Source organism: Dysgonomonas sp. 25, from assembly GCF_010501075.1.
GTDB lineage: Bacteria > Bacteroidota > Bacteroidia > Bacteroidales > Dysgonomonadaceae > Dysgonomonas.
The window spans coordinates 333,214-356,040 of record NZ_QVMN01000003.1 but is presented as its reverse complement, the minus strand read 5'-3'; the positions used below and the strand labels follow the sequence as shown (position 1 = coordinate 356,040).

19 protein-coding genes are annotated in these 22,827 nt (G+C 45.1%); 8 read left to right on the top strand and 11 right to left on the bottom strand.

The window, feature by feature from the left end; genetic code table 11:
* Nucleotides 1-2: 2 nt before the first annotated feature.
* From D0T66_RS07210 to D0T66_RS07200, 3 genes are read right to left on the bottom strand one after another with little or no spacing between them, the layout of a single operon-like run.
* Nucleotides 3-329 (bottom strand): FtsL-like putative cell division protein, encoded by a 327-nt coding sequence (locus D0T66_RS07210; protein WP_163356575.1) that lies wholly within the window; start codon nt 327-329, stop codon nt 3-5.
* A gap of 5 nt (nt 330-334) precedes the next feature.
* Nucleotides 335-1,246 (bottom strand): 16S rRNA (cytosine(1402)-N(4))-methyltransferase RsmH, encoded by a 912-nt coding sequence (gene rsmH, locus D0T66_RS07205; protein ID WP_163356574.1) that lies wholly within the window; start codon nt 1,244-1,246, stop codon nt 335-337.
* Between the two features lie 14 nt (nt 1,247-1,260).
* Nucleotides 1,261-1,722: a division/cell wall cluster transcriptional repressor MraZ gene (locus D0T66_RS07200; protein WP_163356573.1), complete on the bottom strand. Its 462-nt coding sequence runs from the start codon at nt 1,720-1,722 to the stop codon at nt 1,261-1,263.
* Nucleotides 1,723-2,781: 1,059 nt separating this feature from the next.
* Between D0T66_RS07200 and D0T66_RS07195 the strand changes: the two genes are divergently transcribed.
* The gene (locus D0T66_RS07195) at nt 2,782-4,152 is read left to right on the top strand and encodes an FISUMP domain-containing protein (protein WP_163356572.1); all 1,371 of its coding nucleotides are present in this window, start codon (nt 2,782-2,784) and stop codon (nt 4,150-4,152) included.
* Here the strand turns inward: D0T66_RS07195 and D0T66_RS07190 are convergent.
* The 6 genes from D0T66_RS07190 to D0T66_RS07165 form a co-directional block, all read right to left on the bottom strand.
* Complete coding sequence (locus tag D0T66_RS07190; protein WP_163356571.1) at nt 4,149-4,436, bottom strand: chaperone modulator CbpM; 288 nt, start codon at nt 4,434-4,436, stop codon at nt 4,149-4,151. The genes D0T66_RS07195 and D0T66_RS07190 overlap by 4 nt on opposite strands.
* A gap of 18 nt (nt 4,437-4,454) precedes the next feature.
* A complete protein-coding gene (locus D0T66_RS07185) occupies nt 4,455-5,375 on the bottom strand; it encodes a DnaJ C-terminal domain-containing protein (RefSeq protein ID WP_163356570.1) in 921 nt (306 codons plus the stop codon).
* Between the two features lie 235 nt (nt 5,376-5,610).
* Nucleotides 5,611-6,198, bottom strand: coding sequence for a 3'-5' exonuclease (locus D0T66_RS07180; protein WP_163356569.1), 588 nt, complete (start codon nt 6,196-6,198; stop codon nt 5,611-5,613).
* On the bottom strand, nt 6,192-6,770 hold the full coding sequence (locus tag D0T66_RS07175; RefSeq protein WP_163356568.1) for a DUF5063 domain-containing protein: 579 nt from the start codon (nt 6,768-6,770) through the stop codon (nt 6,192-6,194). The genes D0T66_RS07180 and D0T66_RS07175 overlap by 7 nt, the downstream gene beginning before the upstream one ends.
* A 142-nt stretch (nt 6,771-6,912) precedes the next feature.
* Entirely contained in the window at nt 6,913-8,628 is a 1,716-nt protein-coding gene (locus tag D0T66_RS07170; RefSeq protein ID WP_163356567.1) for an FISUMP domain-containing protein, read from the bottom strand.
* A 16-nt stretch (nt 8,629-8,644) separates the two neighbouring features.
* A complete protein-coding gene (locus D0T66_RS07165) occupies nt 8,645-9,151 on the bottom strand; it encodes a hypothetical protein (RefSeq protein ID WP_163356566.1) in 507 nt (168 codons plus the stop codon).
* A 1,022-nt stretch (nt 9,152-10,173) separates the two neighbouring features.
* On the opposite strand from D0T66_RS07165, the gene D0T66_RS07160 reads away from it, so the two are divergent.
* The 6 genes from D0T66_RS07160 (at nt 10,174) to eno (ending at nt 19,294) form a co-directional block, all read left to right on the top strand.
* A complete protein-coding gene (locus tag D0T66_RS07160; RefSeq protein WP_163356565.1) occupies nt 10,174-11,250 on the top strand; it encodes a DUF4831 family protein in 1,077 nt (358 codons plus the stop codon).
* Entirely contained in the window at nt 11,250-11,756 is a 507-nt protein-coding gene (locus tag D0T66_RS07155; RefSeq protein WP_163356564.1) for a CYTH domain-containing protein, read from the top strand. The genes D0T66_RS07160 and D0T66_RS07155 overlap by 1 nt, the downstream gene beginning before the upstream one ends.
* A complete protein-coding gene (locus D0T66_RS07150; protein WP_163356563.1) occupies nt 11,728-13,191 on the top strand; it encodes a hypothetical protein in 1,464 nt (487 codons plus the stop codon). Before D0T66_RS07155 ends, D0T66_RS07150 begins: the two co-directional genes overlap by 29 nt.
* A 645-nt stretch (nt 13,192-13,836) precedes the next feature.
* Nucleotides 13,837-14,526 (top strand): DUF3239 domain-containing protein, encoded by a 690-nt coding sequence (locus D0T66_RS07145; RefSeq protein WP_163356562.1) that lies wholly within the window; start codon nt 13,837-13,839, stop codon nt 14,524-14,526.
* 848 nt (nt 14,527-15,374) lie between these two features.
* Complete coding sequence (locus D0T66_RS07140; protein ID WP_163356561.1) at nt 15,375-17,285, top strand: FISUMP domain-containing protein; 1,911 nt, start codon at nt 15,375-15,377, stop codon at nt 17,283-17,285.
* A 713-nt stretch (nt 17,286-17,998) separates the two neighbouring features.
* Entirely contained in the window at nt 17,999-19,294 is a 1,296-nt protein-coding gene (eno, locus tag D0T66_RS07135) for a phosphopyruvate hydratase (RefSeq protein WP_163356560.1), read from the top strand.
* 77 nt (nt 19,295-19,371) lie between these two features.
* Here the strand turns inward: eno and D0T66_RS07130 are convergent, their stop codons facing one another.
* Together D0T66_RS07130 and rplS are read right to left on the bottom strand one after the other, a co-directional pair.
* On the bottom strand, nt 19,372-19,902 hold the full coding sequence (locus tag D0T66_RS07130; RefSeq protein WP_163356559.1) for a DUF4251 domain-containing protein: 531 nt from the start codon (nt 19,900-19,902) through the stop codon (nt 19,372-19,374).
* A gap of 180 nt (nt 19,903-20,082) precedes the next feature.
* Nucleotides 20,083-20,451, bottom strand: a complete 369-nt coding sequence (rplS, locus tag D0T66_RS07125; protein ID WP_163356558.1) for a 50S ribosomal protein L19 — start codon at nt 20,449-20,451, stop codon at nt 20,083-20,085.
* 201 nt (nt 20,452-20,652) lie between these two features.
* Here rplS and D0T66_RS07120 point away from each other — a divergent pair, with 201 nt between their 5' ends.
* Entirely contained in the window at nt 20,653-22,815 is a 2,163-nt protein-coding gene (locus tag D0T66_RS07120; RefSeq protein ID WP_163356557.1) for a S9 family peptidase, read from the top strand.
* The last annotated feature ends 12 nt before the right edge of the window (nt 22,816-22,827 follow it).

The window sequence follows — 22,827 nt, the reverse complement described above, 5'->3', positions numbered from 1 at the left end:
GCTTATTTTTTTATTTTATATACCGGCTCTTTTGTCCGTTCCAATTCCAATTCGTTTTTCTTTATCAGTTCGTTCACCCGTGTTTCGCGGCTGACGCTTATCAGCTTGGCGGATATGGTGAGCGATTCGTATTTGGCATCTTTCAGTTCCCGCTGCAACGATTCTATCTTGGATTGCTTTTCGATGCAACTATAACGATTGCTGATATAGAATACCAGAATGACGAAAATGACAATGATGAAGCGGATGTTTTTGGTCACAAAGTCTTCTGCCAGCACCGAACCGCCGACAATATGCATAAACTTCTTTTTTACCTCTTTCGCTTTCATTGCCCTTATAGTTTTTCCGCAATACGCAGTTTGGCGCTACGCGAACGCGGATTTTTTTGCTGTTCTTCGTCGGACGGAACAATCACCTTATTGTTTACCAGACGGAAGGGTGTATTCACATTGCCGAAGAAGTCTTTATCTACCTTCCCTTCGAAGTTACCTGTCTTGAAAAAGTTCTTGACCAAGCGGTCCTCGAGCGAATGATAGGTAATGACCGATATGCGTCCTCCCTGCTTCAATAATTCCAGCGATTGGGTGAGCATATCTTTCAGCGTCTGCATTTCTTCATTCACTTCGATGCGCAATGCCTGAAATGCCTGCGCCAGCACTTTCTTTTCTTTTTCGCTTTTCCCCATCAACGGCGACAGGATTGCCAGCAAATCGCTTATCTTATCGAAAGGCTTTTCCTGTCTCGCGCGAACGATTGCCGAAGCTATGCGGCGGGCTTGTTTCAGTTCGCCATAGAGATAGAAAACATCGGCCAATTGCTCTTCGGTGTACGTGTTAAGTATGTCTGCGGCAGTTTTCTTGCCTTTTTGATTCATGCGCATATCCAGCTTCTCGTCCTCAAAGCGGAACGAAAAGCCGCGTTGCGAATCATCGAAGTGATGGGACGAAACACCCAAATCGGCCAATACAGCATCAATTTCCTCTACTTCGTGGTAACGCATAAAGTTCTTGAGGAAACGGAAATTGCTGTGGACAAACGTAAATTTGTCATCGGGCTCGATATTGGAAAAGGCGTCCTCATCCTGATCGAACGAGTAGAGATGCCCTTTTTTTCCTAAGCGGGATAATATTTCGCGCGAGTGCCCTCCTCCGCCAAATGTAACGTCGACACAGATACTGTCAGGATGGATATTCATACCATCGACACTCTCTTTCAGCAGTACGGGTATGTGATACACTTCAGACATCCTCGTTTGCAATTTTATTCCCTTCCGGGATTGTTGTTCATTAAATCTTGTATGCGAAGACTGAAATCTTCGGCCGGTATAAGTGATTTCTCAAATGCCTCTCTCGTCCATAGTTCGATGGTATCACCCACCCCGAGGAAGGTAATATCCGAAGCGATATTGGTCATCTGCATGCAACGCTTGGGCAAAAGTATGCGCCCATTGGCATCCATCTCCAAGCGTTCGGCATCGGCAACAAACTGCCTGAAAAGCTGTTGTTGTGCTTTATCCCACTGACTGAGGCGGGAACGCAACTGCTCCACGACTTCGTCCCAAACGGATTCGGGATAGAGTACGAGGCAGTCCTGAAACAAGTCTTTGCGTAATATCAAAACTGTCTGAGCCGAAGATTGCAGCACCTTACGGAAGGCGGCAGGCACAAAGACACGCGCCTTTGCATCTATTTTTGCTTCGATATTGCCCAGAAAGTTTAACATTAACCGTTTGTTTTTTAATACAATAAACCAAAATATGTCGTAAAGATATAAAATAAAACACTTTTCCCCACTTTTCCCCACTTAATTTTACTAAAAAGTTATTAACATGGGACGAAAAGGGAGGATAGCTAATTTATTGAGCCATGGAGGAAGAAAACAAAAAGAGAATAAGAAAAAACTTGCATGTGTAAGGAATAATGCATTCCTTTGCAGTATTATAAAACACAAATATCGTGCTAAAAAACAGAGATAATAAGACAACTTTAATAGTTAATATATTGTATTCTAATATGGTATATGCTGTTATCTACGTACACACACACACACACACACACGAAAATTTAGCGATTATTTCTTAGACTACCAAATTTCCAGTGTAGAATTTTCAGAAAAAAGTCACTTCGCCCTACGGGCAGTTACTTCGTGCTTCGCACAGTTACGAGTTACAAGAGATAACTTGCGAATTGTTGTATGGCTTTGCCCCTACTCGTCACTCGTAACTTGTAACTCGTCTACTAAAAAATATGCTTGTGTTAATGTCAGGGGTATTTCTGGCTGCGACAGCCGTACCTACCTCCCCCCAGCCCCCTCCGCGAGAGGGGGAGCGAGGGGCAATATTTCAGTTAACAGTGAGCAGTCAACAGTGAACAATGAAATCCTTATAGGGGCGCACCTGGGTGTGCGCCCGCAAACCGATATATCGGGCAGACACATAGGTCTGCCCCTACACAAAAAACGAAGGAGATCCCTCGCCTTCGCTCGGGATGACAAAGTTAACAGCAAGCAGTCAACGGATAACAGCCTAATGTTGCCACGTCTTTTAAGGCGTGGGTATGATTGCATCTTTCAGGAGATGACTTTAGTCAAAAGGGATTTGGCTAAAGCCCCTTGGATCCTGCTCTTCTTGTTCCTCCACTTAAAAGTGGAGGCAATTAGTAAGAACGCAGCGAGCTCCCTCGTATCCACTCGGGATGACAAAGCTAATAGCTATCAGCTAACGGCTAAAAGCTATATATCAGTACATTATCTCATTATCATATTAACTAATTATTTTTTATTATGAAAAGAACAATCTTGACACAGGCTATTATCATATTAGCCTTCTTAACAACAACAATCAGCATGCATGGACAAGTAACCATCGGGAGCGGAGAAGCACCCAACAAAGGGGCGTTGCTCGACTTAAAAATGGACAATCAAGGGATGTCTACCAAAGGGCTGGGACTTCCCCGCGTAGAATTAAAAGACATAAAAACCAAAACCGACCTTGCCGAAACAATGGGTTTAACGAGTGGCACCTTGGATCCGGACGATCATGTAGGGCTAATCGTCTATAATATCGGCAAAAACGAAACCTCCGCAAACACCCGTTTTTGCCCGGGCATCCACCTATGGGACGGAACGGAGTGGCAAGCCCTTACAGATTACCCTAAAATGGGAGAACAACGAGTCTTATCATCGAGAGTACTTTATAACTTCACTCATCTTAACCCGAACAACCCAGCCGATCCGATGTGGGCAACCTTGGGAGAAAATGCATCAAACTACCCACTGGGATATATCGGAACTTTTACGGACAACCGACCGAATGATACTCCACAAAACTATCATTACTCCCGCTTTTACGTAGGTTATGTCGATAGCGATGACATTTACGAAATAACGCGCGACCTCAGTTGCGCACAAGATGGGAGCAAAATAAGTGCGCCTAGTACCGAAACCATATTAGGCAACCAGACGCTCGAAGACGGGGTATGGATGGCAGAAAATCTGCGAGCCATAACAATGCCTAATGGAGCGGCAATAACTCAAAGCATAGCACATGTCACCGGCATTCCCTACATTAACTATCCGGACCTGCAGGCATCAAACCGTACTACTTTGGGAGTGTTGTACAACTGGGCTGCCGCCATTAATATGGGAACAGGCGTAGGGCAAATTCCCGACCCCGGAAATGTTGACCAAAGCGGATTAAAAGAAGGAAGCCGCATACAAGGCGTATGCCCTAACGGCTGGCACCTACCCAGCGACCGTCAATGGACTGACCTCGAGAATGGAATAATCCTATACACCAGCACTTTTAGTTCCACGGCAACTATTGGTGTGACATTGAGTCACACAGATGCATTTGGTTATCGCGGCAGTCGTCATGGCGAAGCGATAAAATCAACGACACCTGTCAACGGAATACCCACTAATGGGACAAGTAAAACAGCATCGACAGGAGGGTTTGACGCCCGACTTGCAGGTGTAGTCGCTTTCGGTGTAGTTAATACTTATGGCAATGGAAGTAATTTTTGGACAGCAAGTGCTCTCGGAACTGGAATGGCAATAAACCGCTCTGTCAACAGTGGCTCTGTACTTCAGGGCATTTCTCGCAGTCAATCTATGCAACAAGCCTATTACTCCGTCCGCTGCAAAAAGGATTAGCCTATCAACCGGGCAATTTCACGCAGACGGTCTATTTCGCGCTGCATCTCGTCCATTTTGTCGAGTAGGTTGCGAATAACATCGATGCCTGCAACATTGACCGAAAGGTCGTAGTGCCAGCGGATATAGCGTTCGAGCATCTCCAATTGCGATGCCTGTATATGGGGCTCGTTATCGACAATGTAAATTTCGATCAGCCCCTCTTCGCCCAGATCCATGATGAATTCGGGTTCGACATTGCTATACATGCAATATTCTTTTATGATAATCAATTCTGAGTTCATAGCGTTAATGTTTTAAGATTAAGACCGGGCTAATTGTTCGAAGAGTTGCTTTTGCTCTTCCGTCAGGTGAGTAGGGATTGCAATCTGATATGTTATAAACAGATCGCCGGATTTCCCGTCTTGCTTATATTTCGGGAAACCTTTGCCTTTCAGGCGGACTTTTGTCCCATTCTGTGTGCCGGCAGGAATTTTCAGCCTCACTTTCCCGTCGAAAGTATCGATTTCTTCTTCGCCACCAAGAACGGCTTTGTAGAGATCGACAGAGGCTGTCATATACAAATCGTCGCCCACCCGCTTGAATTTCGGATCTTCGGCAATGACAAACGTGATATACAGATCGCCATCGGGGCCACCGTTCGATCCCTTGCTACCTTGCCCTGCGAGCTTGATGACCTGCCCGTTTGCCACCCCTGCCGGAACGGTAATACGCAGGTTCTTTCCGTTCAACGAAAGGGTTCGCTTATGCGTTTCGGCTGCCTCCTTCAATGTCAGATGCAATTCGGCGGAATAGTCCTGCCCCCTGAAGCCACGCCGTGCGCGCGAGCCGCCTCCTCCCCTGTTACCAAACAGGGATTCGAAGAAGTCGGAGAATCCTTCGTCATCGCCGGAGAAACTATAAGCTCCACCGCCGCCACCAAATCCGCCAAAGCTGCCGTAATCGGCAAAACCGCCATTCTGGGCTTGCTGCTGACGGGCTTTTTCGTATTCTTCGGCATGCTTCCAGTTTTCGCCGTACTCGTCATATTTTTTACGGTTTTCGGGGTTACTAAGCACCTCATTTGCCTCGTTCACCTGCTGAAATTTGCGCTTCGCTTCTTCATCATTCGGGTTGATATCAGGATGATATTTGCGGGCCAGCTTACGGTAAGCCTTCTTGATATCGTCCTGTGAGGCATTTTTGGGTACGCCCAATATGCTGTAATAGTCTATAAATGCCATTTGTTATATATTTTATTTTGTTTGTCCGTTTCTTGCTTCGCCGGAATGAGATGCTTCGCGTTGCTCAGCATGACAATCGGGCGATAGTAGATTTCCGCCGAAGAATATTCAAATAATATGCCAAATATCCTCCGTAGAAAGTCAATAAAATATAAACAACTGAAAAGGAAAAGAAGTTGAAAGGGTAAGCAGGGAAATAAGCAATCTTTTGCGTCAAGATGTAAAAACAGCAGGGCTATTTATTACCGCCGAGCTTTATGCGCTGCAACTCGTAATATATCCGCAGGCATGCCCATGCATCTATGGCGGCATACTGTTTTTGGGCATCCGACAGCACATCCGTCTCCCAGTTGGACAGGCGCTGCCCTTTGGTTATGCGTTTGCCGAAAAGTATTGCGTAGATGCGCTGCAAACTGGCATCTTCTATGCCATAGGCCTTGACCATCTTTTGCAGGTCGATGAAATCGTCGGTACGCATCTTGCGGCGGCCATTGATAGCGGATATATCATCATGCACAGAGACGCCTATTTTCATAATACGGTCGCTGGTGAGGATATCCGACAAACAGTCGGGTATGCCGATAATATTGGTACGGAACAGGAAGCAGGTATCCTCGGTAGAAAGTTGTATCAGGGCTATTTTATTCAACTTCCCTTTGCGGAAAGTCGGACGGGTTTCAGAATCGAAGCCTACTTTGTCGAAGCCGGAGAGGTATTGAGCGGCTTTCTCAGCCTCGGCATGAGACTGGATGAGAATTATCCGCCCCGGGAATGTTTCCACAGGCAAGGCTGCCAGCTCTTCTTTCGAAATACTTTTTACCATATTTCCTCCATCTCGTTATCCTCTTCCTCGCCGGGGTAATTGCCATATTCGTCGGCAAACGAATATTTCAACTGATGCAAAGCACGCATGACGTTGACTAATTTCTGCCCCCAATAGGCTTTGAAGTTATCGGTGCAGATAACCAGCGCATCGTTCATATTCTCTTCTATGCCGCGCTCGTAGATAGTTATATAATTTTTCAGGTCCTGATAGATATCCGTCAGATCTTCGGAGACACTTGCCGAAATAGGCGTTTCGCTGTATTTCATATCCTGCATAAAAACCTCGAGGTAGATATCGTCTTTCCCGAAAACGGCATACAAGCGGTGCAGGATGTAATCATAATTCTCCTCGGTCACCGTAACCTCCTGCTCGTCGTCGGTCTCCATATCCGCCGCGGGAACGAGCGAAGCTTTGAGGTAAAGCAAAGGCAATATCTTCAACAATTTATCGGTCAGATCATTCATTGAAGCCTCTTCGAAACTCTCGAGTAAAAAGCAATATTGCACCGCCACAGTTGTAAATTCGACAGTATCCTTCGAATAGACGGTTCCTTTCAGCTTTGTGTTCATTCTGTTTTTTCTATTAATCTACAACAAAAATAGTAAATAAAAACAGAAAATGAGGCCTATCACTTATATAAAGGAAGTTAAACAAGGACAAACAATGCCCCCGAAACTTTTTCGGAGGCTGTATGAGCAGTGCAGAAGCTAATCAGTTTTTTATGCAACGGACGGAATATGCATAATTAGTGTATCCTCCGGAAGCCCCATATATCCAGAAATCGCCTGACGATTGTATATAACTAGCACTTCCAACACGAAACATTGCTGATCCTCCATAACCGCCAATACCGCTATACCCTCTGCTGCCTGAAAACATTATATTGAATCCGGGTTTCAGTTTTGCCGATATAACATTAGAGTTGCCTCCGGTAGCAGTTGTTGTACCCGGCATAGGGCAAGGATCTTTTGCATTTGTTCCGTATATTGCATGATTGTTTTGCAGCTCACTTAGCAAGGTAGACCATTGTGTTGCATTGGGCAGCGACCATCCCGTAGGACACGCTACGCTTGCAGCACCCCAGTTATACAAACGTCCCATGCGCGATCCTTTGTTATAGGTGGCGACCGAATTATTGGGGTAATCTAAAGACAAAGCACCTCCATTATAATTTTTCGTTGCCCGCATATTGTGCAGCATCCATCGTCCGGCAGTGCCAAAGTCGCCCGAGAGAAAAAGGCTATCACACTGGTCGCGGTGCAATTGGATACCATTGTCGGTGTTGATGCGTGAATCGGTTCCGTCCTCCAGCACGGCGGCTATCTCGTCGTCAGTGAAGCCTGCGCGCCTTGCCCATTCTTCTATGCTGGGATCGTTTTCCGACGTATTGCAGCTTAATGTAGATACAGTAATATCTTCGAATCGCTTAGGAGTATCTGCATCTTTGAAAGTAATATCATCGAGAATGTATTTGCCGCTCAAACCGGCAGTATAACTCAGCACCACATTTTCGGTCGTGTTTGTACCGTCTGTCAGTGTTTCGCCTCCTGCAGCCGGAGTAACAGATTCCAATACTCCCTCGTCTGCAATTTCCGCCACCCATCTGACATTTCCCTGCACATCGAAGTTCGCCGCAGCGGCAGTAAGATAGACAAACTGGGTGTTACCAAGCGAGTTGTTCACTTTCAGCGCAAAGTTAGTCTGGTTGATGGTCACCGTTTTTATCTTTTCCTTGGAGTTGCCATCTTCATCTGTATCGGTGTAGAGGAACGAGAGTTCTGTTTCTTTCGTCTTCCACGGGTTAGCTGCTGTAACATCCGTATCGGTCATCGCATCGGGCAACAAGCTTATCGTTGTCGGGGAGGTCGTCAGTGTCGCAGGCGTCAGCGGATTGCCCGTAAAAGGTACAGCTGTGAAGCCACTGGCTGCCGCTGCGTTATAGGTCGGCGATGCTCCATCCATCCAGTTGATAACCAATTCCTGTGCTGTAAGTGTGCGTGCATCCTTACCACTCGGCAGGTCGAAGCGGCTCTCGCTGAGGTGCAGCTTGGCGAGGGCTTCTTCTGCTCCTTTTGTCCATTTGCTGCCATCCCAGATATACACGCCTTCGGGGAGCAATACACTCGAAGCCGTGTTAAAGACGATCATGCCGGTATGCAGCTTGTCTTCGTCAGCCTTCACGGCATTTTTATAGCCTCCGTTGTCATCACTCTCAAACATCGGAAACAGGTTGTTCAGGTCTGTCAGCTGTACCCTTGGCAGGATAACCCCTTTGGTAGAGGATATTTCGTTATTCGTCTGTTTCAGGTCGAGCAGTGCGCCTTTGTTGGGCTTCTCGCCGCTGCCGATAGTTACCTGCGCATGGCCTGTCATCGTTGCCGACAGCAGCATCAGCAATAGCATGTGTGTAAATAAGATTCTTTTCATGTCGGTTTGGTTTTATTTAAGCTTTTCCGCTCTTTCGTCCATCAGAAAGTGCAGCAAAAGCAGTGTTAGTAAAATATAATTCGTTGATCGGCCGGTACCATTCTCCGGCAGGCACTTGCATAAGCCGCGGTAGTCGATACCATTTATCCCCCATCCAGACGTATACGTCCACAAAGAAAGGGAAGTCACTGTTCGTATTGAAGACTATCAGCCCGGTATGCAGCTTGTCTTCATCCGCTTTTACGGCATCTATGTATCCTTCATTGCCATCGGATTCGAACATCGGAAAGAGGTTGTTCAGGTCGGTGAGCTTTACCCTTGGCAGGATAAACCCTTTGGTCGATGAATCGTCGGCATTTGTCTCTTTCAGGTCGAGCAGCGCCCCCTTGTTGGGGCGTTCGCCGCTGCCGATAGTCGCTTGCGCATTCACTACGCACATGTTGCCTGCAAATGTCAAGGCTATAATTAGTATAGCCGTCTTGAAATGGTTGAGGTTTTTGCTCTTTGTTTTAGTTCTTCTCATCGTTCTCATTTTTTTTTGATTTCGTTTTGATGCCCCGTAAGGCAAGGTGAATAAATGGTGTTTGTTTGAGCCCCACCAAACCTCCCCGTGGGGGAGGCTTAGGAGAGCAGCATTATTAATTGACTTGTAAAACAGACTGGAATCTATTTCCCCCTTCGGAGAGTTGGGGGGAGGTAGCATTAAAGGACAGGCCTTCCCCGCACGACCAAAGGAAAGGAAGTTGAACGGACAAAAGGGCGTCGGTACGGGGCAGCCTGTGAGATATATAGAAGTGTGTTTGAAGGTTCGCATTATATCATTCCGCATGAAAATGTCATCCCGAAACGGAGCGAGGCAGCTCGCTGCGATTTTATGTAGGGGCAGACCTATGTGTCTGCCCGATATATCGATTCGCGGGCGCACACGCAGGTGTGTCCCTACAAAAGTTCTATTGTTGATAGAAGAGGATGATATACTTCCCCCTTCAAGGGATTGAGGGGGCCTGCTGTTAACTGAAAGACAGCCCCTCGCTCCCCCTCTCGCGGAGGGGGCTGGGGGGAGGTAGGTATGGCTGTCGCAGCCGGATATACCCCTGACATTAACACAAGCATATCTTTTAGTAGACGAGTTACAAGTTACGAGTGACGAGTGGGGGCAAAGCCATACAACAGCTCGCAAGTTATTTCTTGTAACTTGTAACTGTGCAAAGCACGAAGTAACTGCCCGCAGGGCGAAGTAACTTTTTCCCTTAAAACCTTGGATTAATCCGAAATATTTATTATATTTCGTGTGTGTGTGTGTGTGTGTGTGAATATTTTACATCAAGTAAAATATTGATATAGAATTGCATAATTGAAAATATTGTATCGGTTCGATGCATTATTTATACGTTCGTTTTATCCCTGCAATACCGCAAAGATAAAGGAAATATTCGGATATAATTATCCTTTCCTGAATTTTAACATGAAAAAAAAGACTTTTCTATTATTTCAAAAAAAAATCCTTAGATTTGTATGTCGTATAACTCAAAAACGCATTTGGTTATGAAATTATATATATTCCTCGGGGCATTGTTATTTGCCGGCACCTCCCTTTCGGCGCAAAACATCGTGCAGACAAGCGCTGTGAAAGCAAACGACTATGGCGTTACCTATTCGCTGCCCAAAACAGCAATAGACATCACCGTTTCGTACACAAAAACGACACGCAAAGCCGGCGACTTTTATCAATACGCCGAGCGCTATCTCAACATCACAAACCCTACGACCGAAAATGAGGTCGTTTATACATTAGACAAGATAGAAACTTCTACGCGCGGCATTCCCGACAAGGACAATTCTTATCTGGTAGAATTCCGCCCGAATAATCCGGCAGCATTTGTCAGCCTCTCGGAAGAAGGATTGATATGCGCCATCAACGATGATTACACAGCCACAACACAAGAGGTGCGAAAGGCTAAAACCGAAATAATCACCGAAGAATTACCGAACCCGAATACGTTCTTGTCCGAAGAAATACTTCGCGCAGGCTCGACAGCCAAACAGGCCGAATTGATAGCGAAACAGATATACCGCCTACGCGAAAGCCGCACGAATATACTCACCGGCGAAGCCGACAACATGCCGCCCGACGGCAATGCCTACAAATTGGTAATGGAACAGCTCGACCAGCAGGAGAAAGCTTTGACAGCCATGTTTATCGGGACGGAAATCGTAGAAACGGGGACAAAGACATTTAGCATTGTGCCGGATAAGAAAAATATCGATAAGGAAATCATTTTCCGCTTTTCGTCCAAACTGGGCGTAGTGGAAGCGAACGACCTCTCGGGTGCTCCCGTTTATGTCTCGCTGCAAAACAAAGATCCTCGCCCCGAAGTGTATCTATCGGCAAAGGAACAGCAAGCTATGGAGAAAAAATTCTCGAAGGGGCTGATATATAACATTCCGAACAAAGCCGCATTGAAAGTTGTTTTCAATGGTAAGGATTATGTCGATACCGAATGCGAGGTAGCACAATATGGCACACAGGATGTTTTGTCGCCTAACCAATTGGGTGACAACAAGCGAACTGTAAAAATCATTTTCTACCCCGAACTCGGTTCAATCAAGCAGATACAGTAATGCACACCGAAACCGAACGGAAGTTCCTCGTCGCAAGCGACAGCTACAAGCAGGAGGCTTATAAAAGCCTGCATATTGTACAAGGCTATCTGTCTTCGGTGCCGGAACGGACGGTACGCATACGCATTTCGGGTGAACAGGCATATATCACCATCAAAGGGATAAGCAATGAATCGGGTACAACCCGCTTCGAGTGGGAAAAGGAAATCCCTGTAGCCGAAGCGCAAATGTTAATTAAACTCTGCGAACCGGGAGTAATCGACAAAATTCGCTATCTTGTTAAAGTAGACAATCACCTGTTCGAAGTAGACGAATTTTCGGGCGAGAACGACGGGTTGGTTATTGCCGAAATCGAATTGCAAGACGAAAAGGAAGCCTTCGCCCATCCCGCATGGCTCGGCAAGGAAGTCACAGGAGACAAGCGCTATTATAACGCATCGTTGACAAGGAATCCGTATAATAAATGGAAAGACGGGCATGATAAATCCGCAGGTAAAAATACATGACAATTATTCGTTCGAGTTCAAAACAGGATTCGTGCCGGATAATGATCCGCAGGAAATAAATGAATTCAAAATCAATACCTGGCTTTTCCTGCCCAACAGCCTCGACATAAACCGCGACACGTACGACAAAAACCGCTTCTACCGCGACGTAAAAACATATCTGCGACTTATAACGCCGACTTATACCCTCCGGGGAATATTGGACACACCCGAAGGGCCTTTGTTTTATATGCAAAAGGCTATAGAATCATTGGCGGCGCAACCCGGGGATGCCGAAACCATAGAGCACTACACTTCACAGGTGAAGATGTTTTCGTGCATCATGAAAAGCGCCCTCCGCGACGAAGCAGTATTGATAAGCAAACTGAAAAGCGAAGATGAGGCCATTTCGCGCATCAACGAGTTTGCATCACTTAGCTGGCAAATCGTCCTCCGATACAGGGGACTGTACGATTTATTGAAAGAGGGGAATATCCCGGATAAAGAATATCACACGTTTCTCTTCGGAGACGAGTTCGTAGGAAATGTTATCGAGCAGCACGCCTATTTCCTGATGAAGAAATTCAAAGGAAAGGAGTACTACGATAAGATTATGCCCATCCTCACCGGATTGATGGGCAAGGAAGACGAGCATAAACGCAAAATGGGCTTCAACCTGCCCGTGGAGGGGAACGAGGAGCACAACAAATTGCTGATCATCAAACGGAATATCCTTAAAAAGTTTGTCGAAAGCGACCTCTATCTGCAGACAATAAAAAAGAAAGACGGAGCTTTTGCCGAACAGGTATTATACAGCATAGCTGCGGGAATAGCGATGATATTCGCCACACTCGTCACTTTTTTTGCGACGCAGCGGTATGGCAACTTCACCATGGACTTATTCGTGATTCTGGTCATAAGCTATATGTTCAAAGACCGCATCAAGGAAGTGACGCGTTATTACTTCACTTCGCATATGAGCCGGAAGTATTTCGACAATAAACGCCGTCTGAAAATCCGCAATCAGGAAATAGGGTGGACAAAAGAGGCGTTCGACTTTATGCCGGAAACGAAAGTTCCCGAGGAGATCCTCAACATGCGCAACCGTTCGCCCCTCGTCGAAGCAGAGAATGAGGCGTATGGCGAGAAGGTTATCCTGTACCGCAAATTGGTGCACCTGTCGCTCGAGGATATAGAAAAGTATAACCAATACCATGTGGAGGGGATCAATGATATTACGGTGTTCAATATCATGCATTTCATCCGTAAGACGGACGATCCTACCCTTACATTGTATTTGCCTGATGAAGAAAACGGGTTTAAGGAAACGACAGGTTCGAAAGAGTATCCCCTGTATATTATACTATCGTGCGAATCAAATAAGGAAATTTATTATTACAAATACCGGCTATTGTTCAACCGGAACGGGATCAGTGGTGTAAGTGAACTTGACTGAGGGGCAGCCGCCTGCTTGCTATACGACGACGCCTTACATGAATCTCATTGGCAAGTCTTTTCTTTTTGCTTTTTTTTTTGTCTGCATATAGGCATAAACAGCCACACTACTAATCGCTGCTACAAGAGTTATTGCAAGTACTTTCTTTGTCATGACATATTGTTTTTATATCCTATATTCCGCATTGATGTAAAGGTAATAACAAAATCTGAAAAAAAAAGTTCATTTAACAAATATTTTAAAATTCCGGGCAATCCTGCAAGGTTTATTTACGCCGGCTCACCCCAATCTCGAATCCGCGAAAGGCTAGCAAAAGTATGCGCAGGTGTATGAATATGTAATTGCCCGGATGATTGAATCAGGCCCACATATAGTACACGGAATCTTGATTTTAGCATTTCAACAGAATTAAATAAGATTTTCTTTGCAAGAAAAACAAAATTATTATCTTTGTCATGTTAAAGGAAATTAAAAATTATCAGATGAAGGCTGTATGATCCAAAGGAAATAATCATTGATTAAGCAAATATTTGATTCGTTAATGGATTATTTCTTCATGAAAAGAAAGTTTATTGGAGGGCGGAATTGAGACTCAACAAGATGAATCTCCCCCCTTTTGTTTGGTGTAATAATGTTATAGGAGATATGGAGAATTTGACCGAAAAGGCTCAAAATGAGGGAATCCCGTCCTGCCATGGATGGATGAATCCTCAAATAACGATTGACAGGCATTTGATTAGGCGGCACGATCATTATCATAAATATGTATCGAGGCGTGCTTACTTGTCCTTGATCACGACATTGATTTTATTATTTATTGCAATAGAAATGTTCATTACCGAGAATTGGTTTTGGGGAGCTATTGTAACAATCGTTGCATCCGGATTGTTTTTCGTTTATTACATTTTGAGAAAATTGCAATCGGGGATGGCCTACAAAGCCGGCTATCTGGCACCGGGTATCGTCATCAATGTTCAACCGCTCGAAATTGCCGTAATAATCAACACGGCGGCCGACAAAGGTTCGCCCAAACATTACGGGTGCAAACGCATGCAAATAAAGAACCTGCCATTGCACAGCCATGAAATAGGCGAACGTGTGCCTTGCAGCATCATGTTTGGAGAGCTGGACGAGAATTATTATACCAGTTACGATTTGCGGCCATTAGCATGGGGCACCGGCTGCAAAGAAGAAATAGGAAAGGAAATCGAACGTATCCCCGAAGAAGACTGGAAACGCCTGGAAACATTGCTTGGAAATGGTAATTTGTTCAGATTCGAAATGGAAGAAATGGCCTGCTTCGACGAGAACGGCGACCTGATGGGTATTATTTAGTTATCAGGCTCTTTTTATTAAAAAAGAGGAGGTTTCCATTGCCGTTTCGAGTATTTTTGCTTCCTTTGTATTTCAGACAGCATACAAATAAACATGAAAACAGCCGATAAAACAGGACTATATTTTATATATAATATATTGTATTTTAATATGATATACAACAATTCTTTCACACACACACACACACACACACACGAAATATAATGAATATTTCGGATTAACCAAAGGTTTTAAGGGAAAAAGTTACTTCGCCCTGCGGGCAGTTACTTCGTGCTTTGCACAGTTACAAGTTACAAGAAATAACTTGCGAGCTGTTGTATGGCTTTGCCCCCACTCGTCACTCGTAACTTGTAACTCGTCTACTAAAAGATATGCTTGTGTTAATGTCAGGGGTATTTCCGGCTGCGACAGCCATACCTACCTCCCCCCAGCCCCCTCCACAAGAGGGGGAGCGAGGGGCAATCTTTCAGTTAACAGCAGGCCCCCTCAATCCCCCGAAGGGGGAAGCATATCATCCTCTTCTATCAACAACAGAGCCCTTGTAGGGGCGAATAAATATTCGCCCGCGATATCCGACATACACGGGGCAATGTTTATTGCCCCCTACACGCAAGTTGGCAAGAGCTCCCTCGTATCCACTCGGGATGACAATAGCCAGCCCCCTTTATCCCCCAGAGGGGGAAATGGGTTTGCTCCACCATTCAACAAAAAACGAAAATATATCCTTCCCTTAGCCTCTTCCACGGGGAGGTTTGGAGGGGCTCAATCAAACTATTTATTCACATCATCTTTTTCTGTTGCCCCCTCTTGTGGAGGGGGCAGGGGGAGGTGGCTTATTCTTTTATAACATGAAAAGAACAATCTTGACACTGGCTATTATCATATTAGCCTTATTCTTTGCAGCAAGCAATGCGTACACACAAGTAACTATCGGGAGCGGTGAAACACCCAATGCGGGCACGCTACTCGACTTGAAAATGCTACCGGACGGCATGTCCACCAAAGGGCTTATGTTGCCCAAGGTGGCGCTGACGGACAACGACAAGTTGTACCCGATGCTCCCAAACGGGTACGCGTCCAGCGAAGATGCTAATCACATTGGGTTGATGGTATTTCACAACAACAGATGCACATTGAAAGGGACAGGAATATACGTCTGGGATGGAACGGAATGGACCATACTAAGCAAGGTCTCGCTCGGTGGCATCAACTTCAACCGCGACTATCTCGATCTGCCCAGCGGCCACGATGCCCGGACATTAGGGCCACAGCCACTGAAAGTCTCCTGGACAGGGGCATCTAATCCTACCTGGGCAAAAAGCGCAGGAAGCCTGCCTACAGAGATTACACTAACCTCCCCTTCCAGTGCTGCCGGAACCGTGGGCGCATCGCCATACAGCATGAACATCACACCTGCGGCTATGGCTACACCCGTACCTACCAGTCCGTGGCAGAGCTACGAAAGTGTATTGACCTTTACCGACACCGAATGCGGTGGGACAAAAACGGCCACCCTCAACCAAACCAACTATGCTCTAAGTATAGGAGGAGGCCTGTTTGCTTCTGCCAAAGTGTTACTCTTCAACCCTGCGAAAAACTACGCATTCGATGTGCAAAGCAATGCTGCATGGAGGACTACGGTAAAAGACAGCAAGGGCATTTTGGTCGGTGGAAAAACGACTCCGACAACGGGAGGGACAGACAAAAAGGATGGCACTGTCGATCCCGCCAGCAGCATCAGCTATAGCCCAAAGATGATGGCCGAAAAATATAGCACAGCCGAAATCACAATCAGAGATACTGCTACAGTAAAGCGCTTCGCTGACATCACTGTTTCACTCATCAGCTGCTACAACGAACCCACCCTCGAGCAATGGGCCGAACGGGCAGGATTTACCCCTGCCGAAATAGCAGCAGTGACCGACGCCGACGCCGGTTCGTCCGCTATCAAAAATGGCTACCAACTCCACCGCGACCAAGACGCCAATTTGTTTATATCGAGTGATTTTGGTACTGCGGGGCGATGGATGATAGTCAATCTGGCTGCAACCAAATTTGCCGACGGCTATCTACTCACTGCCAGCAATGGAAATAGTAGGTACAGCGCAAATTACTACTACCCTGCCGAAAGAGCCTTGATAACCCCGGATTCGCTCTATAACACAAACAAGCAGTTAGGACTGACGTATAATTGGGCGGCTGCCACTTATGGAAAAGCCAATGGTGGTTCTGCCACCGGCGAGGGCGAAGGACAAGGTGGAACTCCCGCCAAAACTCAAGGCATTTGTCCTAATGGATGGCACCTACCCAGCGATCGCGAATGGACATACCTGGAACAGGAAATAAGCACCCGCACCAGCCAATATAGCAGCACTGCCAATGCCAACGCCACCATCACGGTGGGGCAGATGGGCTATCGTGGTACTACTCACGGCTTGGGGATGCGAGAGAGTTGCCCCATTTACATGAGTCTTCTTCAAGCGGACGGAAGAATACTGTCTTCTATACTCATCGATAAATTTATCGGCACATCCAACAATATCTCCTCCACGCAGAAAGGAGGTTTTAACATTAATGTTTATAATCCCGCAAGGACTTATTATTGGACTGCGAGTCCTGTCGGTCACAGCAGCTATCCTATACCAACCACCATGCCCGCGGGTTGGATTCGGGATTTCGGGATGCTTTCCCAGACGACGGTTAAGCGCACCTTATTGGATTACGATCAGTTTGCTTCCGTGCGCTGCAAGAAAGATTAACAATCAGTTACTTCGCCCTTCAGGCAGTTACAAGTTACGAGTTACAAGAAATTTATCTATACAGGGAAGCAGTCCGCGAGGACTGTTTCCCTGCGTTCTTTTACTCCGTGGCGCTTGCGTCATCGCGATACATAGTGAGGGATCTCGTTACGTTTTGTGCTGTTTGTAGTCGGGTCGGGATGCCTCGCATCCGCTCAGCATGACAAAACCGTTCTTTTACTTTGTGCCCTTCGTGTAGAATCTTTGAGCCTAATAAAAAAAATGACAAGACAAAAAACGCTGTATCGCGTCAAATATGTCAAGTGTGTCAAGTTTTAACTAAAATTCGACTGACTATCAACGATGTAGGTTTTTGACAAAACTTGACTGCTATATTAGTCCTGTAAAGAAGTGCCCTGTGCTGAAAAAAGAAAAATACATTTCATAAAAAAATATGTATTGTAAAGTTTCTTTTGACATTTAAGTCACTCATTAACAAGCGTAAATACACTTAACAGGAATAACAGGTCTAATACAAAAAAGCGACCCGATTGTTTACATTTTCCACACCCCCAAAACGGGGAAAGGTAAAAGAACATAAAAAATAATCGATTGCCGTAATTTTCATGCAATTAGTCTTTTTCAGGTGAGAAAAATAAACTACTTTTGTTCCGCCTGAAATTGACAAAAAACGAAAACAACTATATATTCATTTATTCATAAAACAATAAAAAATGAGAATCGAGAAAATTTTCGCGCGTGAAATCTTGGATTCGAGAGGTAATCCAACAATCGAAGTTGATGTAACACTCGAATGCGGTGTTATGGGTCGTGCTGCTGTTCCATCAGGAGCTTCGACAGGAGAAAACGAAGCATTGGAACTTCGTGATGGTGACAAAAAAAGATATTTAGGAAAAGGTGTGCAAAAAGCTGTAAACAACGTGAATACAGTTATCGCCCCTAAATTGGTAGGTGATTGCGCCCTCAACCAAAGAGCTATCGACCACAAAATGATCGCCCTCGATGGTACAAAAACAAAATCGAAACTCGGTGCCAACGCTATCCTCGGTGTTTCGCTTGCTGTAGCCAAAGCTGCTGCCGCTTACCTCGAAATGCCTTTGTATCGTTACATCGGCGGAACAAATACGTATACGCTTCCTGTACCGATGATGAACATCATCAACGGAGGTTCGCACTCTGATGCCCCTATCGCATTCCAGGAATTTATGATTCGCCCGGTAGGTGCTAAATCATTCAAAGAAGGTTTGAGAATGGGTGCTGAAATTTTCCACGCTCTTAAAAAAGAATTCCACGACAGAGGCTTGAGTACTGCCGTTGGTGACGAAGGTGGTTTCGCTCCTGCACTGAAAGGTACTGAAGACGCTTTGGATTCAATCATCAAAGCAATCAAGGCTGCCGGCTACAAACCGGGAAGCGACGTAACTATCGCGCTCGACTGTGCTGCTTCTGAATTCTATGATAAGAAAGCTAAAGTTTACGATTACTCTAAATTCGAAGGAAAAAGCGGAGCAAAACGTAAAGCAGCCGATCAGGTTAAGTTCTTGAAAGAACTGACTGAAAAATACCCTATCGACTCTATCGAAGACGGTATGGACGAAAACGACTGGGACGGATGGAAAAAACTTACCGACGCTATTGGCGACAAAGTGCAGTTGGTAGGTGACGACTTGTTCGTAACAAACGTTGACTTCCTTCAGAAAGGTATCGAAAGCGGTTGTGCTAACTCAATCCTTATCAAGGTTAACCAAATCGGTTCGTTGTCTGAAACATTGGATGCTATCGAAATGGCTCACCGTGCGGGTTACACATCTGTAACTTCTCACCGTTCGGGCGAGACTGAGGATGCCACTATTGCCGACATCGCAGTAGCTACTAACTCGGGACAAATCAAGACCGGTTCATTGAGCCGTACAGACCGTATGGCTAAATACAACCAATTGCTTCGCATCGAAGAGGAATTGGGCGATTTGGCTGTTTATGGCTGGAACCGCGTTCAACGCAAGAAGTAAGAAGGTAATATCCCTTATATAGCAAAAGCCCTTCGGTATCGAAGGGCTTTGTTTGTATCTATAAGATCAAAACTAACTTATGCTTTATCTCTCGGTGAAAGATAACCCGAAAAGCTAGATGCTATGGATGCAAGATTATATATCTTCCCTGTGCAATAATTTGTGTCTTCATAAAGCGTAAACTCAAGAGTAATGTCACTGTTTGCTTTGTCTACATGCTTTATCTTCATTTTAATTTTCGTATTTCCTTTTTTATCTAACTCTTTATTGAATTCAGTAACATGTCCTTCGAAATAAAAATTATCATTCCCTCTCTCAGAGTTTGTATTATAATCGACTGAAAACTTTATATATTGATCATCCTTTTTCAAGAAGAAGGATCCTGCATAAAATTCATTCGTTCTGTAACGACTCAATTTATGAGTAAAGTCCCCCATCCTATTAATATCCACAACGAAATCTTTTTGTTCTAATGCGAATAGAGCCTGCTTATACAGTAATTCATCAGAAGCCTCGGACTCTCCCTTTGCTACAGTACTCTTTTGAGAGTTACATCCATAAAGAAGGGACAAAGTAAATAGGAAAATTAAAAATACTTTCTTTTTCATGGCAATTATCATTAATAAGGTAATAAAAACACGTCTTCCTTTTCAATAAAAAGACAAAATAAAACAAATGTAACAATTTGAATTACATTTCGCAATTTTATTGAAACAAAAGTAGCAAAAATAAAAAAAAGCCCGTTCTGATGAACGGGCTTTCTGTATCTTCGTCTTTGCAGGAAGAAGTTAGTCTTTCTTCGTAACCACTCTTTTCTCTTTGATACGAGCTTTCTTACCTGTAAGGGCACGCAAGTAGTACAATTTAGCGCGACGTACTTTACCGACTTTGTTCACTACGATGCTGTCGATAAACGGAGACTCAAGCGGGAAGATTCTCTCTACACCGATATTGTCTGACATTTTACGCACGGTGAAACGTTTCTTGTTTCCGTGTCCGCCGATTTTGATAACAACACCGCGATATTGCTGTACACGTTCTTTGTTACCTTCTTTGATTCGATAAGCGACAGTAACCGTATCACCGCTCTTGAATGTCGGGTGTTGGTTTTCTTTGCCTGTCAAAAATGCTTCTTCTGCAACTTTTATAAAATCCATGATCTTATTTCTTTTAAATAGTAATTACGCAATATTCACGGGACTTTCCCGTCAGAGATTACGTAAAGCGGATGCAAAAATAACAAATATTTCGTAATAAACAAGTCTTCGTCTCCGATATTTTATCTATAGGTTAGCAGTCGAAACGAAATTCATTATCTTTGTGTTTTGTATTATCGAAAATAAATAAGATTTGTAAAGATGAAATTAATCAAAACATTTATTATCCTATCAACAATAATATTATTCCCGATGACGATACAAAGTCAAGATATACCCCTTACGCTCGAAGACCTGATACCGGGCGGAAAGAATTTTGCCAAATACCGTCCCGTCACACCACGCGGATTAGCATGGCACGGCGAGGAGCTGACTTATGTGAAAGGTGACACGATGTATATCGCCCCGAAAAAGGAAAGCGAAAAAGCGAAACCGTACCTCACACTGGAACAATTGAATGCCGACATGGGACTCGAAGGGCGCGAACGCGTACAAAACCTTCTGTACACGATGTGGCTAAGTCCCGAATCGAACGATTTACTGGTCAGGACATATAACAAAACATACATCTACAATGTAGAAACGAAAGCAATCCGCGCGACCTACGAAGTCAGCCGGGTTCTTGAGAATTATGACTTCTCGCCGACGCATACCTATGTTTCCTACAACAAAGAAAATAACCTGTACATGCAGGATGCAACGGGAAAAGAATACACCATCACCGATGAAAAAGATAAAGGAATCGTTTCGGGGCGTGCCGTCCACCGCAACGAATTTGGCATCAATACAGGAACGTTCTGGTCACCCAAAGGAAGCCTGTTGGCTTTCTACCGGATGGATGAAACGATGGTAACCGATTATCCATTAGTGGATGTTTCGACACGTATAGCGACGCTGAAAAACGAAAAATATCCGATGGCCGGTATGAAGAGCCACCATGTGACAGTGGGAATATATAGTCCTGCGACTTTGCAGACTACTTATCTGAAGACAGGTACTCCGAAAGAGAAATACCTGACTAATATTGCCTGGAGTCCCGACGAGAAGCTGATTTATATTGCAGAAGTAAACCGCGGGCAAGACACCTGCGTACTGAAAAGCTACGATGTTATTTCGGGCAAACTACATAAAACGCTTTTCACAGAAACGCATCCTAAATACGTAGAACCACAGCAGCCACCATTGTTTGTCAAAGGAAAGTCCGAAACGTTTATCTGGCAAAGCCGTCGCGACGGGTATAACCATCTCTACGTCTACGATACGGATGGCAATATGCTGAAACAGCTAACTTCGGGAGCATGGGAAGTGCTTTCGGTGCTGGGATTCGACACCAAAGGAGACAACTTGTTCTATATATCAAACGAACCGTCGCCAATCGAACAACATCTATATAAAGTAAACTTGAAATCGGGTAAACGCACTAAACTGACGAAAGAGGAAGGTGTACACCATGCTGCATTGAGTGCATCGGGCAGATATGCTTTCGACTGGTATACATCGCAATACAATCCGGGCAAGGTTGCCATAACCGATACTCGTTCGGATAAAACACATATTTTCCACGAAGCTAAAAACCCGTACGAAAAAGTGGAGCTCCCCGAAATCACACTCGGCTCGATGAAAGCGGCTGATGGAACAAGCGATTTATACTACCGCATAGTGAAACCGTTGAATTTCGACGCTAACAAGAAATACCCGACAATCGTCTATGTATACGGAGGGCCGCATTCGCAGCTGGTAGACAATTCGTGGATGGCGCAAACGCGCGGATGGGATATTTACATGGCCGAAAAAGGCTATGTCGTTTTCACGATGGATAACAGGGGTACCAATAACCGCGGAGCAGACTTCGAGCAAGCGACCTTCCGCAACCTCGGCATAGAAGAAACCAAAGACCAGATGAAAGGTGTCGAGTTTCTGAAATCACTCTCGTATGTCGATGCCGATCGCATCGGTGTCCACGGCTGGAGCTACGGCGGATTTATGACACTCAACCTGATGCTTCGCCACCCCGAAGTGTTTAAAGTGGGTGTAGCCGGCGGTCCTGTTACCGACTGGAAATATTACGAGGTGATGTATGGCGAACGCTATATGGACACGCCGAAAGAGAACCCCGAAGGTTATGCTGAAACAAGTATGATAGACCGTGCCGGCGATTTGCAGGGACGATTGCTACTCATTCATGGCGACGAAGATCCGACGGTGGTTATGCAGCAAAGTTTTATGTTTATCAAGTCGTCTATCCAGAAAGGCACTCATCCCGATTTCTTCGTTTATCCGGGACAGGGACACAATATGATGGGGCGCGACCGTGTGCATCTACACGAGCATATTACACGCTATTTTGAAGATCATTTAAAGTAAAATGCCATTTAT